General features: G+C 56.1%; 16 protein-coding genes. 13 read left to right on the forward strand and 3 right to left on the reverse strand.

Annotated features, from left to right (window positions below; genetic code table 11):
* Positions 1–4 precede the first annotated feature (4 nt).
* On the reverse strand, positions 5–658 hold the full coding sequence (locus AC2FGE_RS10760; RefSeq protein ID WP_496819218.1) for a GntR family transcriptional regulator: 654 nt from the start codon (positions 656–658) through the stop codon (positions 5–7).
* Here AC2FGE_RS10760 and AC2FGE_RS10765 point away from each other — a divergent pair.
* From AC2FGE_RS10765 to AC2FGE_RS10825, 13 genes are all read left to right on the forward strand, one after another.
* Positions 657–1,958, forward strand: coding sequence for a Gfo/Idh/MocA family protein (locus AC2FGE_RS10765; protein ID WP_496819219.1), 1,302 nt, complete (start codon positions 657–659; stop codon positions 1,956–1,958). The genes AC2FGE_RS10760 and AC2FGE_RS10765 overlap by 2 nt on opposite strands.
* A gap of 88 nt (positions 1,959–2,046) precedes the next feature.
* Complete coding sequence (dctP, locus tag AC2FGE_RS10770; protein WP_496819220.1) at positions 2,047–3,057, forward strand: TRAP transporter substrate-binding protein DctP; 1,011 nt, start codon at positions 2,047–2,049, stop codon at positions 3,055–3,057.
* A gap of 29 nt (positions 3,058–3,086) precedes the next feature.
* Positions 3,087–3,662, forward strand: coding sequence for a TRAP transporter small permease (locus AC2FGE_RS10775; RefSeq protein ID WP_496819221.1), 576 nt, complete (start codon positions 3,087–3,089; stop codon positions 3,660–3,662).
* Positions 3,659–4,954 (forward strand): TRAP transporter large permease, encoded by a 1,296-nt coding sequence (locus tag AC2FGE_RS10780; protein WP_074736095.1) that lies wholly within the window; start codon positions 3,659–3,661, stop codon positions 4,952–4,954. The genes AC2FGE_RS10775 and AC2FGE_RS10780 overlap by 4 nt, the downstream gene beginning before the upstream one ends.
* The gene (locus AC2FGE_RS10785) at positions 4,954–6,846 is read left to right on the forward strand and encodes a bifunctional sugar phosphate isomerase/epimerase/4-hydroxyphenylpyruvate dioxygenase family protein (protein ID WP_496819222.1); all 1,893 of its coding nucleotides are present in this window, start codon (positions 4,954–4,956) and stop codon (positions 6,844–6,846) included. The genes AC2FGE_RS10780 and AC2FGE_RS10785 overlap by 1 nt, the downstream gene beginning before the upstream one ends.
* Positions 6,843–7,679 carry a citryl-CoA lyase gene (locus tag AC2FGE_RS10790; RefSeq protein ID WP_496819223.1) on the forward strand — a complete coding sequence of 279 codons (837 nt, stop codon included), beginning with the start codon at positions 6,843–6,845 and terminating at the stop codon, positions 7,677–7,679. The genes AC2FGE_RS10785 and AC2FGE_RS10790 overlap by 4 nt, the downstream gene beginning before the upstream one ends.
* Complete coding sequence (locus tag AC2FGE_RS10795) at positions 7,669–8,856, forward strand: Gfo/Idh/MocA family protein (protein ID WP_496819224.1); 1,188 nt, start codon at positions 7,669–7,671, stop codon at positions 8,854–8,856. The genes AC2FGE_RS10790 and AC2FGE_RS10795 overlap by 11 nt, the downstream gene beginning before the upstream one ends.
* Positions 8,846–9,520 carry a hypothetical protein gene (locus AC2FGE_RS10800; RefSeq protein WP_496819225.1) on the forward strand — a complete coding sequence of 225 codons (675 nt, stop codon included), beginning with the start codon at positions 8,846–8,848 and terminating at the stop codon, positions 9,518–9,520. Before AC2FGE_RS10795 ends, AC2FGE_RS10800 begins: the two co-directional genes overlap by 11 nt.
* On the forward strand, positions 9,513–10,703 hold the full coding sequence (locus AC2FGE_RS10805) for a Gfo/Idh/MocA family protein (protein ID WP_496819226.1): 1,191 nt from the start codon (positions 9,513–9,515) through the stop codon (positions 10,701–10,703). Before AC2FGE_RS10800 ends, AC2FGE_RS10805 begins: the two co-directional genes overlap by 8 nt.
* A 154-nt stretch (positions 10,704–10,857) precedes the next feature.
* The gene (locus AC2FGE_RS10810; RefSeq protein WP_496819227.1) at positions 10,858–11,772 is read left to right on the forward strand and encodes a sugar phosphate isomerase/epimerase family protein; all 915 of its coding nucleotides are present in this window, start codon (positions 10,858–10,860) and stop codon (positions 11,770–11,772) included.
* A complete protein-coding gene (locus AC2FGE_RS10815; protein ID WP_496819228.1) occupies positions 11,753–13,162 on the forward strand; it encodes an aldehyde dehydrogenase family protein in 1,410 nt (469 codons plus the stop codon). Before AC2FGE_RS10810 ends, AC2FGE_RS10815 begins: the two co-directional genes overlap by 20 nt.
* Entirely contained in the window at positions 13,162–14,943 is a 1,782-nt protein-coding gene (locus tag AC2FGE_RS10820; RefSeq protein ID WP_496819229.1) for a thiamine pyrophosphate-binding protein, read from the forward strand. The genes AC2FGE_RS10815 and AC2FGE_RS10820 overlap by 1 nt, the downstream gene beginning before the upstream one ends.
* A 396-nt stretch (positions 14,944–15,339) precedes the next feature.
* Positions 15,340–16,050, forward strand: a complete 711-nt coding sequence (locus tag AC2FGE_RS10825) for a DNA polymerase beta superfamily protein (RefSeq protein ID WP_496819230.1) — start codon at positions 15,340–15,342, stop codon at positions 16,048–16,050.
* A gap of 280 nt (positions 16,051–16,330) precedes the next feature.
* Here AC2FGE_RS10825 and AC2FGE_RS10830 read toward each other — a convergent pair whose 3' ends face one another.
* Complete coding sequence (locus tag AC2FGE_RS10830) at positions 16,331–17,509, reverse strand: carbohydrate porin (protein ID WP_496819231.1); 1,179 nt, start codon at positions 17,507–17,509, stop codon at positions 16,331–16,333.
* Positions 17,506–18,270, reverse strand: coding sequence for a DUF3299 domain-containing protein (locus tag AC2FGE_RS10835; protein ID WP_496819232.1), 765 nt, complete (start codon positions 18,268–18,270; stop codon positions 17,506–17,508). The genes AC2FGE_RS10830 and AC2FGE_RS10835 overlap by 4 nt, the downstream gene beginning before the upstream one ends.
* Between the last annotated feature and the right edge of the window lie 13 nt (positions 18,271–18,283).

The following is an 18,283-nucleotide window of genomic DNA, read 5'->3' on the forward strand; positions in this document are numbered from 1 at the left end:
CGAGCTACATAGCCTCAAGCGTATGTGAGAGACCGTTTCGGATGTGATCTACCAACAATTTCTTGGCTGTATCGGCGTCTCTGGCCAGCGCGGCATCGAACATGCCCTTGTGCTCCTTGACGGCCTCTTCGCCGCGATAGGTTAGTACGAGCATCTGATACCGAAGATACTTGTCGTAGATGATCGAGTGCAGAGATAGAAGGTTCTTGGAGTTGCAGGCCGCGATCATCGCCTGGTGAAACTCCCAATCATATCGTTTCCAGGTTTCTTTCTCGGACTCGTCGCCCTTGAGAAGCTGCTGTTCCATCAGGTGCAGTTTGTGGTGTGCGGCAACCAGGTTGCCTTCCCAATCCGTGTCGCCATTCGCAATGGATAACTCCAACGCGTGGCATTCCAAAAGAACGCGCAGCTCTGATATCTCGGTCAGGTCTTCTCGTGAAACTGGCGTGACCAGGAAACCCCGTTGCTCGGGTGCTTCGACAAATCCGTCGCTGGCAAGCCTGTTCAGGGTTTCACGAAGTGTCGAAAGGCTTGCCGAATAGCGTTCCTTCAAGGCGTCCAGCTTCAGTTTGGAGCCGGGCTGCAACTCCCCGAAGATGATGTCCCGCTTAATGCGCTGATAGGTACTTGCACCTATCGTAGACGGCTGTTTCGCCATGCGTTTCACCCGATATTATCAGTTTCCTCGTTCAATTAGCATTTTTCAGAGACATCAGCAATCCAAACTGATGTATGGTAAAAATAAAAATATCATACATTATTGCGGAATCGCGAAAACCCCAATACGGTCGTGGCCAAGTTGGGCAAAACAGCCCGATCGCAATCATCGGTTTCGGGATTTTCCGGACCATCCGGAAGGAAGCAAAGTGTCTAAGAACTTTCGCATTGCCATTGTTGGCATTGGCCTTGTTGGACGCCGCCACGCAGACGCTATCCGAGCGTTGCGCCATGTTGATCTCGTCGCAGTTGTCGACCCCAGCGATGAAGGCCGTGCTTACGCCGTTGAGAACGGGGTCGCATGTTACGAGACCCTCGAGGAAATGTTTGCAAATCAGATGCCGGACGGAGCTGTGCTTGCGACCCCGACCACGCTTCATGTCGAACAAGGCCTCACATGTGTTCGACATGGTTGTCCCGTTCTTGTCGAAAAACCGATCGCCGTGGAAGCCACCACTGCACTGGAGCTTGTCCAAGAAGCGGAGAAGGCCAATGTGCCGCTGATGGTCGGACATCATCGTCGGCACAATCCTCTGATCAAGTCAGCTAAAGAAGCCATTGTTGATGGGAAGATTGGAGATGTGCGCGCTGTCCATGCGAATTGCTGGTTCTATAAGCCCGACGGATATTTTGACGCTGCGCCTTGGCGAAAGAAACCTGGTGCAGGCCCCATTTCGGTCAATCTTGTCCATGATGTGGATCTTCTGCGGTATCTGGCCGGAGAGGTTGTGACCGTACAGGCCCAGTCAGCTGCATCGCAGCGGGGTTACGACAACGAAGATGTTGCTGGTGCGCTGTTGACGTTTGAAAGCGGGGCGATTGGGACCATAAGTGTGTCCGACAGCATCGTCGCTCCATGGAGCTGGGAGATGACGTCTCAGGAATATCCAATCTATCCTTCGACCACTGAGAGTAGCTACATGATAGGTGGCTCTCATGGTTCGTTGTCCGTTCCCGATTTACGCCTGTGGAGTTACCAGAGAGAGCAAAGGGACTGGTGGACGCCAATCTCATCAACCGCGCTGAAGAAGGGTGCCTCTGACCCACTGGTCAATCAACTCGGGCACTTTGTTGAAGTTGCTCGGCACGAAGCAGATCCGATTGTGACCGGCTGGGAAGGCTTCAGAACACTTCAAGTCATTGAAGCCATTCAGAATTCTTGCAGAACTGGCGAGACTGTCAGGATAAGAAACCTTCAGGAAATGCAACAACAGAAATTGCAGGCAATGAAAAATATCTGATATTTTACAAAAAATCTTGCAAAAAGTCCAAAATAGGGCAAAACTCAGAATCGGAAATATGCATCATGATGTCTCAGGGAGGAGCAAAGTGATTACCAAACTTACCCGCAGGGCTGCTGTGTCAGCCCTGGTCGCAACCGGTGTTCTGATTAGCGCAACAAGTGGTGCGCTGGCGGAAGACAAAGTTCAACTTCGCCTCGCAACATCAGGATCGGAGACTGACCAGCGCTCGGTCGCCATGGCCGAGGTCTTCGCGCCCATGGTCGCCGATTTCGCAAGCTATGAGCCCAGCTACAATGGTACCATCTTCGCCCAAGGCACCGAGCTGGACGCCATCAGCCGGGGTAACCTGGAAATGTCGATCACCTCGGCGCAGGAACTGGCACAGTTCTTCCCCGAGTTTTCGATCTTTACCGCAGGCTATGTCCACCAGGACGCGGCGCATCAGGTGGCTGTCTTCAACGATTCCTTGATGGATGCCTTCAAGCAAAAAGCTGAAGAAGAGCTGGGCGTCAAACTCTTGTCGGTCATGTATCTGGGTCGTCGTCAGGTGAACCTGCGTCAGCCCAAGGATGAGCTGACAGTAACCACGCCAGCAGATTTGGAAGGTGTGAACCTTCGGATGCCTGGCACCGATGCGTGGCAGTTCCTCGGGAAGGCACTGGGTGCCGCCCCGACACCAATGGCGTTCTCTGAAGTCTACACAGCGTTGTCGACCGGCGCCGTCGACGGTCAGGACAACCCGTTGCCGACTGTGGTGGATGCCAAATTTTACGAAGTGACCAATCAGATCGTCCTGACATCTCATCTTGTCGACCTGAACTACATCGCCATTGGCAAGGGGGTTTGGGATGGGCTGACACCCGAGCAGCAGGCCAAGGTACAGGAAGCGGCCGATGCAGCTGCTGAAGCGGGTCGCCAGAAGCAGCTGCAGAAGGAAGAGGACCTCGTCAGCTTCCTTAAGGAACAGGGCATGGAGGTTTACGAACCCGATCTCGCAGCGTTCCGTGATCAGGTACAGACCATGTATCTGGAAAGCGAATTTGCCGGGTCATGGCCGGACGGCGTTCTGGAGCAGATCAACGCTCTGGGCAACTAAACCTGAATAGTTAGGGAGGGAGAACCAAAATGAAGGCGTTCATCAAGGGGTTCTCCCGACTGACCGAAGCGATTGCCGGTGGGATGCTGGCGGCAATATTCCTGATCTTCCTTCTGCAAATTCTGTTGCGGTACTTCTTCACGCCCGCTGGCTGGACGCTGGAATTGATCGGCATCCTCTGGGTCTGGGTGATCTTCTTTAGCTGCGCTTTCATCGTGCGCGAGCGGGATCACGTAAAGTTCGACATCATCTATCTGTCGGTGCCCCGGCGCGTGCGCCAGGTCTTTGCGATGCTCGCGGCCGCAGCGATCGTGGTAGGGATGCTCTACAGTTTCCTGCCGACGTGGGACTACATCGACTGGATGAAGATCCGCAAGACCGCCACGGTGCGCAATCCGTTCTCAGGTGAGAAGATACCGCTGCGCACCGTGTTTTCGATCTATGCCGTGTTCATGCTGGTTGTCGCCGCGCGATATGCATGGCTGTTCTTTGACATCATGCGCAACGGCCCACCAAAAACCGAACTTGAAATGGTCGTGGGGTACAACGTGGTCGACGAACATCCCCGCGTTGATGTGGAAGACAACGAGGACGCAAGCAAATGAGTTTTGAGCTTCTTTCCTGCCTGCTCACACTCTTTGTTCTGGCAGGCATCGGGACCCCTATCGGCTATTCCATCCTGCTGGCGTCACTGATGTATCTGGGTGTCGCCGGTCTGGACGTTGCACTGGCGGGTGAAAAAATCCTGCAGGGTTTCTACAAAAGCACGATCCTGCTTGCCGTGCCTTTGTTCATCGTCGCCGCCAATATCATGAACGCGGGGTCGATCACCGACCGCTTGCTGAACTTCTGCGTCGCTGCGGTCGGGCGGTTCAAGGGCGGCCTCGGGCACGTCAACGTGGTTGCATCGCTGATTTTCTCCGGCATGTCCGGCTCGGCTGTCGCGGATGCGGCGGGGATCGGCAAGATCATTATTGAGATGATGACCAAGGATGGCCGTTACAGCCGAGGTTATGCTGCTGCGATCACGGCGGCCTCGGCGACGATCGGTCCGATCATTCCGCCCTCGATCCCGATGGTTCTGTATGCGCTCGTTTCCAAGGCCTCTATCGGGTCGCTATTCTTGGCCGGTATTCTACCCGGCCTGATCATGGGCGTCGTCCTGATGGCGATGAACTATTATCTGGCCGGAAAGCGGAACTTTGCTTTGGAAGAACCTGTTCCGTTGCGCGAGTTGCCCGCAAAAACCGCCAACGCGTTTCCGGCGCTGCTGATGCCTGCAATCCTGCTCTACGGCATATATGGCGGCGTCACCACTCCGACCGAGGCTGCCGCCGTAGCTGCATTCTACGCCCTGCTACTGGCTGCGTTGTTCTACCGCGCGCTGACTTTCCGTGGCCTTTATCAAGTGTTCGTCGACAGCGCGCGCTCTTCCGCCGCCGTCGGGGTGGTCATTGGCGGCGCGTTCATTCTGAACTTCATCGTCATTCAGGAACAGATCCCACAGTCGATCTCGGCCCTGCTGGAGGGTTCGGATGTCAGTCCGATTGTTTTTCTGATCCTGGTTAACCTGCTGATCCTTGCGCTGGGATGCGTGTTGGACGCAACAACGATCATCCTTGTGATCGTGCCGCTGTTCATTCCAACCTGCGAAGCGCTTGGGATTGATCTGGTGCATTTCGGAGTTCTGGTCGTCGTGAACTCGATGATCGGTCTGATCACACCGCCTTATGGCATTCTACTCTTTGTGATCAACGCCGTGACGGATATTCCGCTGCGCGAAATCATCTCTGAAATCTGGGCCTTCCTCGCGGTTCTCATATTCGCCTTGGTGATCATGATGCTGATGCCGGATCTGGTCCTGTGGTTGCCGCGGATGTTTGGGTATCAGGGATAATGTGCCTCTCGGTTTCGACAACGTCGATCCCCGGTGATCTGGCTGAAAAACTAAGTGCTATCGCTGACGCGGGATTCGGGGGCGTCGAATTACACGAGCCGGATTTGACCGCTTTTGATGGGCCGCCCTCGCAGATCCGGAACATTGTGTCAGATCTCGGCCTGCAGATTTGCCTGCTACAACCCTTCCATAACCTTGAAGGTCAGGCCGGCAGCGGGCGTAAGCGTGCCTTTGATCGGCTGAAGCGTAAACTCGATCTGATGAATGATCTGGGCACGGAATTGCTGCTCATCGGGTCCGCTTTCGAGGTCGATGCCGCTGCAACCGAAGAACAGGTCATCGCAGACCTTGGCGAGGCGGCCCAGATCGCGAAAGAGATGGGATTGCGTCTGGCCTATATGGGCTTGCCATGGTCGGATCTTGTTCACTCGGATGAGCAGGCGTTAGGCGTCGTTGAATCTATCGACAGCCCTCATTTGGGGTTGGCCTTGAATTCCTTCTTCTCGCTTGCCGACGGATCCAAGCCCGCCCGCCTTCGGGACATTCCCGGAGAGCGGCTGTTCCATGTGCAACTGTCCGATGCGCCCCGGCTTGAGATGGATATCCGCAGGCTCAAGCGCCACTTCGGGCTTTTGCCCGGTCTCGGATCGCTGAACCTTGCGGGCTTTGTGCGGGTGTTGTCCCGCGCCGGATACAAGGGGCCTTGGTCGATTGCGCGTGTCAACGAAGCAGCTCCTCAACCTGGTGGCCGGACACTTGCCCGAGACAGCTACAGGTCGCTGGTGAACCTCCTGGATGAGGTATCAAGGACCGAGCCGGGAACCGATTTTGGCATCCCGGACCTGCCGGAACGTGTCTATGCATCAGGCTTGGAGTTCGTCGAATTTACAGCCGATGAAACAAGCGGCGCGCAGCTGGCAAACATGCTGTCAGCGATGTGTTTTCGAATGGAGCGAAAGCATGTGAGCAAGTCCGTCGAGTTGTGGCGGCAGGGTGCCATAAACATCGTTGTGAATACCGAAAAGGAAGGTTTTGCCCATTCGGCGTTCCTGGGTCACGGCCCTTCGGTCTGCGACATGGGGTTGCGTGTCAAAGATGCGGATCAGACGGTTCAGCGGGCGACCGCGCTGGGCGCACCGAATTTCTCACAGCCGGTGGGAACAGGAGAGCTGGATATTCCGGCCATTCGGGGCGTTGGTGGCAATGTTGTCCATTTCATCGATGAGAAATCCGACCTGCATCGAGTATGGGACATCGAGTTTGAGCCGGTTGCGAAAACCAAAGCGACCCAGCCTGCCGGTCTGCGCCGTATCGACCATCTGGCCCAGACGATGCGTCATGATGAGATGCAAAGCTGGCTGCTCTACTACATTTCGACTTTTGAGATGGCGAAGTCGCCAATCGTGAACGTCGCCGACCCGTCCGGCGTCGTGCAAAGCCAAGCCATTGAAAGCCCCGAGGGCGAAGTGCGCCTGAACCTGAACGGGGCCGTTGGGCGCCGAACTCTGGCGGCGTCATTCCTTGAAGATGGCTTTGGGGCCGGTGTTCAGCACATTGCCTTCCAGTCGGATGATATTTTTGAAACCTCAGCCCAGTTGCTCAAGTCCGGCTTTCCCAGCCTGTCCATCCCTGAAAACTACTACGCCGATCTGCAAGCGACATTCGGGCTGGATGACGATTTGGTTGCCCATCTGCGCCGAGGCAACATTCTCTACGACCGGGCGGCGGGTGCCGAGTATTTTCAGATCTACAGCCGCCCGATCTTTAACGGCTTCTTTTTTGAAATTGTTGAACGCCGTATGGGCTATGCCGGTTATGGCGCGCGTAACGCGCCCATTCGCCTCGCCGCGCAAAGCAAAACCCAGACACTCAAAGAGGTGCAGGCTCAATGACCGTTCTGGATGAAAACATGACGATGGATGAGCGCGCCGTTCGCCAATGGTGGCGTACCTCCATCATCGACATGAAGCCTGGTCAGATCGCTTTTCGTGGCAACGCCATAGAGGACCTGATCGGGAACGTTTCACTCCCGCAGATGATCTGGCTGATGGTGCGGGGCGATCTGCCCAGCGACGCTCAAGCGCGCCTGTTCGAGGCAGCTTTGGTCGCAGGCGTGGATCATGGTCCGCAAGCCCCCTCAATCGCGGCTGCGCGTATGGCCGCCACCTGCGGGGTAGGTCTCAACAATGCGATGGCGACTGCGGTGAACATGCTGGGCGACGTGCACGGCGGGGCAGGCGAGCAGTGTGCAGAGCTGTACTATGATATCGCAGTCCGCATGGATGCAGGAGCTTCGCTGAATGACGTTGTTCGGGATGGCTTGGACAGTTGGTGCGAGACCTACGGCAAGATCGTATCGGGCTTTGGTCACAGGTTTCACAAGCCCGTCGATCCACGCGCACCACGATTGATGCAACTTGTTCGAGATGCGGCGGCAGAAGGCACAGTTTCTGGCCGGTTTGCCGATATCGGAGAAGAGGTTCAGGCCGAACTCGGTCGTCAACGCGGCGGTCGGCCAATTGCCATGAATATCGACGGTGCGACAGCGGTGATCTTCTGCGAGCTTGGCTTTCCTGCGCCCTTGTCGCGGGGGCTGTTCTGCCTGTCCCGCTCGGTTGGAATACTTGCACACGCTTGGGAGCAGATGAACCAGGGGGGGCGGAACAAAGGGCCGATGCCCCCGAATTACTTACCCCTCTACGAAGACAGGAATGATGACACGTGAGACATCGAAATCCTTCCGGGTCGGCCTTATTGGCTGTGGTCGTATCAGCGATATTTATCTAAAGACACTATCCAAATTTTCGAGCGTCAAGGTCGTGGCTTGTGCAAGCCTTGATCCTTCGGAAAGCCGCGCCAAAGCGGATCAATACGGTGTCGCCAAGGCCTGCATTCCAGATGAAGTGTTTGACGATCCGACGATTGACTGCGTTCTGAATCTGACAATTCCGGCGGCGCATGCGGAAATCAGTTTGCGCGCGTTGGAGGCGGGCAAGCACGTCTATTCCGAGAAGCCGTTGGTTATGAATCGAGCGGATGGCAAGGCGATCCTGCACATGGCCTCTGAAAAGGGGTTGCTGGTCGGTTGCGCGCCCGACACATTTCTGGGCGGTCGCTGGCAGACCGTTCGGCGCTTGATCGATGAAGGTGCTATTGGGAAACCGACAGGGGTTTTTGCCCATGTCGGCACCCACGGGACGGAGCGCCATCATCCCAATCCGGATTTCTACTATCAGGCGGGTGGCGGGCCCTTGCTGGACCTTGGGCCATACTACCTGACCGCAATGATTTGCTGCCTTGGTCCCGTTGACCGGGTCGCCGGAATGGCTCGGCGCACGTTCGACAAAAGGATGATCGAAAACGGCCCGCGCAACGGAGAGTGGATGGATGTCGAGGTCGACACGCACTCCTTGAGCCTATTGCAGTTTTCATCCGGTGCCATCGGGTCGATGACCATGAGTTTTGACGTCTGGGACAGTGAGACGCCCCGTTTCGAGATCTATGGTGAAAATGGCACCATCAGCATCCCTGACCCTGACCCGGTTCATGGAGCCAATATCTTTCAGGGGGATGTCTGGTTGAAAACGCGTGATACCGCGCGCTGGTCTCATCAGCCCCGGCCAACCGGTCGTGAAGACTGGCAAGTGGTCGAAAGCAAACATGGGTTTAACGAAGACAGCCGCGGTCTCGGCCTGTTGGACCTCGCGCTGGCGGCGCAAGAAGGACGCCAACCCCGTGCAAGTGGAGCGCTTGCCTACCACGTGTTCGAGGTCATGGACGCGATCGAACGGGCGCCGAAATTTGGCGCCTATCAGACGATAGAAAGCCGTTGCGCGGCTCCGGAGCCTTTGCCGGTCGATTTCCTTAACGAGGAGAGGAAGGAATTGGTTCATGCCGATTGAGACACTGGACTTTGCTGAGCCATTCTTTCGCGTCCAACACATAACTGACGGACCCAGAATTTCTATCGAGGGTCGCGCCATCGTCCTTAATCTTGGGCGGCGAAATCTCTCTGTCGAGGATCAGACCATTGCTCCGCTTTCCTCCGTGATCGTGCAAGACAGCACGCTGAGCGGCGTGGAACGTGCCGTCATTGTCCGCGGTTTCGACGCCCATGCCGATGAGAACGAGTTGTTCGCACGGGTGAAAGATACGTGGCCTTCCGCCTTTGATATTCGCCAAGAGGAACGTCTGCGCGGTGTCAGTCATTACATGTCGCCGAAGATCTTCGTGGGGAATGTTGGACTGACCATGTACCATTCCGGCTCGGTTCCTCTGAATGTCGGGTTGCACAAGGATCATCCGTTCTGCCCGGTACCGGGGTTTCGCGAAGTGCATACGCAAATCGTAGGCTTTGGCAAAATGCAGCAATGCCGCGAACGGGACGTTGAAACCCTTTACCTCGAAGAATTCATGGCTCCGGGCGCCACCCACAAGCCGATGTATGACGCTGAAGGCAACTATCCCTGGCATCAATACGAGACGATTACCCCCAGCATTTTCATGGCGGTGGAAATGCTGCCGGAAGGCGTACGGGTCCCGGAAATGGAGGTTCAGAATGGCTGAGAGACTTTTACCCGAAGACCTGAACTTTGACGGCCCTTTCCCCCGGTTGTCTCGCCGTTTGCGGCTGGGCGTTGTTGGTGGAGGACGTATCTCTGTCACACAGGCAACGGCTGCACGGATGACAGACCGGTGGGAGGTTGTTGCAGGCGCGCTCAGTTCGGATGCCGAACGCAGCAAAGCGCGCGGGGCTGAATGGTATCTTCCCGCAGACAGGTGTTACGTGTCGTTCGACGAGATGGTGCAGGCCGAAGCGGCACGCCCGGATGGCGTGGATGCCGTGATGATCACCACTCCGAACCATGTTCATTTCGAAGCGGCCAAGGCGTTTCTGGGGGCGGGCATTGACGTTCTGTGCGACAAGCCGCTGACCAATGAAGTCGCCGAAGCCGAGGGGCTTGAGGAGATTGCCGCGCGCACGGGGCAGGTCTTTGCTGTCGGCTATGCGATGTCGTGTTTTCCAGTAATCCGGCAGGCTAAACAAATCGTGGTGGAAGGCGGCATCGGAAAAATCAACCAAATCCACGTCGAGTTCATGCAAGACTGGATGACGCCCGAAGATGTGGCCGATGCGCCTCATGTCAAATGGCGGCTGGACCCAAAGATTTCTGGCCCGACCAGCTGTGTCGGCGATATCGGCACCCATGCCACGCATCTGGCCAGTTTTGTCTCAGGCCTGCCTTTGACTGATCTGCGGGCCGAGTTCCATGTTTGCGGCGCGCCAAAGCCTTTGGAAGACACGGTGTTCATGTTCACCCGCTACCAAAACGAGGTTCCCGGAACCCTGATGGCAACGCGCCTTGCCCCGGGAAATCGGGGTGGGTTGCGGTTGCGGGTTTTCGGCAGCGAAGGGGGCCTGGAGTGGGATCTTGAGAATTCGGAACAGCTGAAGTTCAATCGGTTTGGTGAGCCGGATCGTATCATCAGCCGAGGTCACGGGCATGGTATCGGACCCGGCGCAGAACGTCTGATCCGTACCGCGCGCGGCTTCCCCGAGGGAATTATCGAAGCCTGGGCTAATCTTTATACTGAGTTCGCAATGGCAGTGGCCGCGCGCCGGGATGGCGTCGCGATTCCGGCCCATTGGCTGACCTATCCCAGTGTCGAACAAGGCGCAGACGGTGTCCGTTTCATAGATGCCTCTGTGCGCTCTCACCAGTCCGGAGGGGACTGGGTTACTCTCTAAGGCTTTGCCTACACGAATGTAGTACACGCCCGGACCGTTGCCCGGGCGTTTTCATTTCCTTCTCAGCAATAAAAGTTGATATTTTAAATAATATCAGATATTTTTTACTACATGTGATGAAATTGAGATTCGCAGACGCGTGGAGTTGTCGTTCATGGTGAAGCTCGAAGAGGCTGGCGCAAGTCCCTCTCTCTATTCCTTGGCGCATCTGACGCTGATCGGTTGTACGCCGCCCGAGCTGGTCTATATCGCCGCCCGCGCCGGTTACGATGCCGTCAGCCCCCGATTCATTCCGATGCATGTGCCCGGTGAATTCACTCAATCTCCAATCGACAAGGCACAGGTGCATGCCACCAAAACTGCTCTCTCTACCACTGGCTTGAAAGTCCTCGATGTCGAACTTGCGCGCATCACGGAAGATGTCGATCCCCGCAGTTTTGAGCCTTCTCTTGAGATCGGTGGGGAATTAGGCGCTAAACGCATGATCATGAGCGCGTGGACCACTACCCGCGATGATCGTGACTTCCTGATCGACGTCTATTCTGAAACCTGCGAACTGGCGGCGCCCTACGGGCTAACAGTGGACTTGGAATTCCCAAGCTTCTCTCGCTTGCGCACTCTGGATGAGGCCCTGGATATTGTTCGCGCCTCTGATCAACCGAATGGCGGTATTCTGGTCGATACGCTTTATCTGCATCTCAGCCGCGTGGATTTGGGAGAGCTTCTGCACGTCCCCTCGGAGTTGTTTCACTTCCTGCATATCTCCGATTGCCTGCCCGGGATCGCCGATACGCGAGAGGGCATGATCCAACTGGCCCGCGATGCGCGGCTCTATCCCGGCGAAGGTTGGATTGACTTCACCGGCATCATCGAACGGATGCCGCCCGTCGACTACTCCATTGAATTACCCAACCAAAGCCGCGTTGCCGAGTTGGGATATGAAGAACACGCGCGTCGCTGTCTCAGCCACGCCAAACGAACATTCGGCGAGGCGCGGTCACAGCGTCGTGTGCCCAATGCTGCAATTCTAAAACACCAAGAGGATCATCATGGGCAAAGAGCTCACTGAAAACGACCGACAACTCGCGGCCGATATGCTGGCACGCGCCCGCGCTGCCATGGCCGAGATCGAGTATTGGAATCAGGACAGGCTGGACCGCCTGTCCCAGGCCATCGCGTGGTATGCTGGGAACGAGAAAACTTTCACGCGTCTGGCCCAGCAGGGCGTGGACGAAAGCGGCATTGGAGATCGCGAAGGGCGTCCCGCGAAGCGATTCAAGATTCACATGGTACTGCGTGATGTCCTGCGCACTCCATCGACCGGTATCGTCGAGGTGGATGAGGAAAAAGGTCTGGTGAAATATGCCAAACCTGCTGGTGTCATCGCATCCCTGATCCCGATGACCAATCCAGCAATGACACCACCGGTGACCGGTGTTTCCGCCGCAAACGCCCGGAATGCGGTCATCTTCAGCCCGCACCCGCGAACCGCCCATACCACCTTTGAGATGGTCGAGGTCATGCGCGCAGCCTGCCGTGCCGCCGGTGCACCCGAAGACCTATTCCAGTCGATCCGCAAACCATCGATCCCGTTAACACAGCACCTCATGGAGATTTGTGACCTGACTCTGGCAACGGGTGGCAAGCCTATGGTCAAAGCGGCCTACAGTTCTGGGCGCCCGGCCTATGGCGTCGGCGCGGGCAATTCGTCCATCGTCATCGATGAAACCGCCGATCTGGACATCGCCGCGCATAACAGTCGCATTTCAAAGACCTCCGACTTTGGGTCGGGCTGCTCGGCCGACGGCAACATCATCATCCAGCGCTCAGTTTACGACGATATGGTCAAGGCGCTTCAAGCCGAGGGCGGCTACCTTTGTACGGATGAAGAGAAGGCCATGCTCGAAGCGGCCATGTGGGATGAAAAGGGAAACCGTACGTTCCCGACCATCGCCTGTCCGCCTCAGCAAACGGCCAAAGTCGCCGGTTTTAGCATCCCCGAAGATCGCAAATTCCTGATGGTCGAAAATCAGGGGCAAATCGGGCCGCAGCACAAGTTCTCCAAGGAAAAACTGACCACGCTGATGGCGCTTTATCACTTCGACACGTTCGATGACGCGCTGGAAACGGTCAGCCGGATTTACAATACCGGAGGTAAGGGCCATTCCTGCGGGATTTATAGCCATAATGACGATCACATCGATCGGTTGGCGCGTCTTGCTCCGGTCAGCCGCATGATGGTGCGACAGCCTCAGTCCAAGGCCAATGCGGGTGCCTGGACCAATGGCATGCCTATGACCAGCAGCCTGGGCTGCGGCATCTGGGGCGGCAACATCACCAACGAAAACGTCACAATGAAACATATGATGAACTACACCTGGGTCAGCCGTCCGATCCCCGAGGATCGCCCGTCGGAGCCGGACCTGTTCGGTGAGTTCTACGGACAGGAGGTCGCGTGATGGACGGAGCGAAACTGGACGGCAAAACCGTCGCCGAGCATATCGTTGATTTCCTGGAGCGTCGTGAGGTCAAACATGTGTTCGGTCTATGCGGCCACACGAATATAGCGGTTCTGGCCGCGTTGGCGGAAAGCCCCATCGATTTCGTCACTGTACGGCATGAGCAAATTGCCAGCCATGCGGCAGACGCTTATGCCCGCGTGACGGGCAAGGCCTCGGTGGTGCTGTCCCATCTCTCCCCGGGGCTGACCAATTGCGCCACCGGGGTCGCCAACGCCGCACTGGACTGTATCCCGATGGTCGTGATCGCGGGTGACATTCCCACGCATTACTACGGTAAACACCCGCACCAGGAAGTGAACCTTCACGCAGATGCTGCCCAGTGGGAAATCTATCGCCCCTTTGTCAAACGCGCTTGGCGGGTGGACCGCGCAGATTTGATGGCTGAAATTCTGGAAAAGGCGTTCCATCTCGCCGAAAATGGTCAGCCTGGCCCCGTGTTGGTCAATGTCCCCATGGACATCTTTTCGGAGGTGATCCCCTCGGACAGCTTTGACCGTATCCGCGACAACACGCGCGCGCTCAAGAAACCGTCGATTGACGACGAGACAGCGCGAGAGATTGTCGAAGCCTTGGCGAAGGCCGAAAACCCAGTCGCTTATGTTGGGGGTGGTATTCTTCTGGCACAGGCCAGCGAGGAGTTGCGAGAATTTGTTGAACATATGGGCCTTCCAGTCGCGCATTCCCTGATGGGTAAAGGCGCGTTGCGAGACGACCATCCGCTTGTGCTGGGAATGACCGGGTTTTGGGGCACCGAATTGGTCAACCAGTCCTGCTTGAATGCGGACTACATCTTTGCCGTGGGCACTCGGTTCAAAGAGGCCGATTGCTCCAGCTGGTACCCCGGCTATACGTTCAACATCCCCGGTTCCAAGGTCATTCATATCGACATTGAACCGCAGGAGATCGGCCGGAACTACCCCACCGAGATCGGAGTCGTTGCTGACGCCAAGGCCGCTTTACTAGTCCTCAACCGGGTCGCCCGCGAGATGTATCCGGACGGCTTCAAGCGCCCCGTGCTGGAGCGGAAGATCGCTGACTTTCGGACGGACTTCAAAGCGCGCAACGTGGAAATGGCGACCTCGTCGGCCTTTCCGATGATGCCTGAGCGTATTCTGGCAGATACCCGCAAGGCACTGCCTGAGGATGCCATCATCACCACGGACGTTGGGTGGAACAAGAACGGTGTCGGACAGCAATTCGATATCCTGACCCCCGGCTCAATACTGACCCCGGGCGGGTTTGCTACGATGGGTTTTGGCCCGCCGGGAGCGATCGGCGCAAAACTGGCAGCACCTGATCGAGTCGTACTAAGTTTGGTTGGCGATGGTGGATTCGGTCAAAATCCGTCGATGCTGGCAACAGCGGTCGAACTTGATTTGGGTATCATCTGGTTGGTTATGAACAACAACGCCTTCGGAACGATCGCTGGCCTTCAAAAAGCGCATTACGGTTTGACCTATGGAACCACGTTCCCCGGGTCAGCCGCCGCACCCGCAAACGGACCGGGCTATGCCGACATAGCGCGAGCCTACGGCGCGGAAGGGCACAGGCTCAGCGCTGCGGACGAACTGTTGCCCGCACTGGAAGCGGCAATCGCCAGTGGCAAGCCAACCGTGCTGGATGTGCCAATGATCAACAACCCAACACCAACAACCGGGCATTGGAATATTCTCGACATCTATTCGCCAGACAGGGATGTTTCGCACGTTGCAACCTAAAGCAATTTAGAGTGTGCGATCCGGCTATGCATACGGCTTTTGCCCGTATCTGTTAAACAGAAGGGCAATTGCCGCTGTGCGATGGTTTCAGCTTGATGGAAAATCTTTGAGTCGCAAATGGCAAAACCCGTGCGCCCATCAAAAATCGAATGACTCAAAATCAATGACTTAGCTGTCGATAAATGGCAATACTATGTGTCGCCCGACACTCTTTGTCAGGCGACACATAGTTCTGCCACCAGCGACAGAAACTTGCCATTTTCGCCTCACTTCCTTCATCCAGCACCTAGACCGATTTCAATGATCCTGACTTCCCTATTGGGAAAATCAGGGCTGATTTGCAGATCAGACGCCGAAGGCGCCTGTTCCTGCTGATCTGCCACGTGGCGAACGCGGATGGGGGCGAGGCAATGCTATTCGACAATAGTGGTGCGGCCCGCAGGCTCAGCCGAGGACACGGTGTTGTCTAATAGGGTTGCCCGAGGGGGAAGGCAGCGCCTTGAGCCCGGTCGCGATGTGATCGAACTGCCCATTGAGGGCGATTGGGACATAAACGGTTGGGATATTCGCAAAGCACTTGGTTTGTTGATCAAACCTAACCCTGTGATGTTGGAGTGGTTATCCAGTCCTATCAGGTACAGATGGAATGACGCAGTCTGTGAACGGCTGATTGCCTTCGCAGCCAAGACGACCTACGGCGAATCTTGCCTGCACCACTATCGCAACCTGGCACATAAACAGTGGGACAAGCATGTTGGTGAGAGCCAAAAGGTGAGCTTCAAAACGTATTTCTACATACTGCGACCCGCTTTGGCGATCTCGTGGATCAGGCAGATACCCCAAACGCCGCCACCGATGAACCTGCATGATCTCATTAAAGATCAGAACCTGTCACCCAACCTAGTGGAACACATTGACCGGCTGTTAACGTTAAAAAGCAAAACCAAGGAAATGGGCCGTGGACAACGCATAGCGATCGTTGACGATTTCATACAAGATCAAATGGCGTGGGCAGCCGTGGTGAAAAAGAACGAAGATTGCCTCGACCTCATGGCCGAGGGTAATAGCTTGCTGCGGTACATCGTTAAGGAAAATGCCACGGCCTAAAATGCCAATAACGAAGGCATGTGACAGCAGATCGGGCGTTCAACGAGAGACCGGTGCATATAACACCCGAACTGCGATGTGCAGGGGCTTTCTGCTATTGTATTTTTTCCAAGAAATCAAAACCGGACCCAAGTGCAGCGTGCGGTGAAGGTTCCAAAGGAGCCCATTGTGTTCGATGCTGCGCGAGACCCAAATTGCAGCGATGCGCAGAAAACCGGCTTTGCAATGTCCTGTTTACACCCCTTGACCCAGCCCCCTTGGCTAATGCTATCGAACCACCTCAGAAGACGATCCGGGTTCTTAGACCGAACAGAGTGATACTATCCTCAGTGGGGTCCAGCAGCGGGTCAGAAATGAACTGCAGTGACGGCGTGATCTGCAGTCCAGGTGAGATTGAAAAACGGTAGAATGCTTCGAGCGTGAACTGGTCACCGTCTATGCCTCTTGCCTCGGCCCAGTTCAGGCCCAGTCCCGCCAAGTCGGTATTGCGACCATAGTAGCCCAGACCTGCAGAGAAGGACCGGTCATAAAGCGCTGCGGTCCCCTTTGAGGCCCCAGCCCGCAAGAACGGCATCCACTTATTGTCAACAAACCAAGCTGCAGAAAACGCAGCGCCGTAGTCTTCCGCTCGGCTGCCATCTTTGGCCGCATCCGCGTGCCAGAGGGTCAGATGGACATTATCGAAATAAATGCGATCAAAGCCGGACGTGTACCCAAGTTCGAGTGATTTGAAGAGATTGCCGTCGCTGAAAACATCGAAGTTTGGATCAGACGGATCGGCATTTGCGTCTGCAACGCTCGCGACAGCGTAGAAGTTTTCGCTCAGCTTGATCCCACCGGCAATACCAAGGCCCGGGTTGGGCGCGTTTAGTGTCGGGTTAGTACTAAAAGACAGGTTTTGGAAACCACTGTAGGGGCTTACCAAACCATAAACGTCCAAAAAGTCCGTTACATCAATCTGCCCGAATTGCAGCGTCCACGAACCGTTTTCGGCCCTTTGGGTCCAGAACAGATTGGTCAGCAGCAAACCGCTATCGTTGAAGGCTGTCCCGGTGATCGACAGCGCTCCGCCATCCAGCCCAAGGAACTGCGGGGCCACATCGGTATAGCTGTGCCGGTCTTCGATCTTGAATGTCAGGGAACCCCGTTCAGTTGCCTGCCAATTCCCGTAGAAACGCGCAATTCCGCTGGCCGCTTCGCCGGTTCCCAGATCAGCATTCGTGGTTTGGCCTAGCGCCAGGTAATCAATATTGAACCGAAACCCGCCCTCAGCCAGCCCGTCTTTCCACTCAAACCAACCCGGAGCGATGTTGCGTGGAAAGTCGGAACGGTATTGTGGGTCGCTCAGCCCATCCCCGGGCTGAAGATCAGCTTCGACCGAAGAGGGCCCGGACAGTCCTTGCGCCGAGGCAGCGCCAGCGACGGCAATACTCAGTGTAGCAGCCAGAAGTCTTATCATTCAGACGCGCTTGCCCCACCGGTCTTGCGATCGCCTGCCGCGCGGATGCGATCAGCGGCGCGCTGCTTCCATTCCAGCCTGTCCGCCTTGGTTTCGAGCGTTTCGACACGTTCCGTTTCCAACTGGAAAGTCGCGTTCATGCGCATCTGGCCATCCACAACCATCATATTCTGAACAGACGGGTCGATGGTCAGCATGCCCGTCAGCCGAACGGGTTCATGGAAATAGCTGGGTGCCCAGTCCCCGTTCAACCGCACACGGATCATCTGGTTGGGTGGAGGTGGAGGCATGTGACTGCACATCCCGCGTTCCGGCACCAAATACGCGACAGGCCGACCGTCCGGATCATTCGGAGCAGGAATGGCAAAGCCCGCAAGCGTGATTGTTTGACCGTCGAATTGTGGATTTCCGTTCGTCCCAGCCTTTCTCCGACGTTCCATCACAACTTCACGCTGATCGAGCAGCCAGTCGACATCAATTCCATCACTTGCCAAGGCATCCTCAGTCTCGGTCAAAAGCATTTGCCACTTTTGCCGCTCTTCTTCGCTGCCACGATCCTGCTGCAGCCTGCCTCGCAATCGAACGACGTAGAGAACATCGTCAAATTGTTCAGGGCTGAGATCACGGTAGGGGTCTTCAAAGACCTGCGCAGATGGGTCTGGCAGGTCGGCCCAATCTAATGCAGTTTCAGGCGTCGCCAGCGCAGAATGCCCACAACAAAAAAACCCTGCGAATACTACCCAGCGGAACCAATGGTGCATAAATACTCTCCGG

This window comes from Ruegeria sp. YTSA075 (assembly GCF_059610245.1).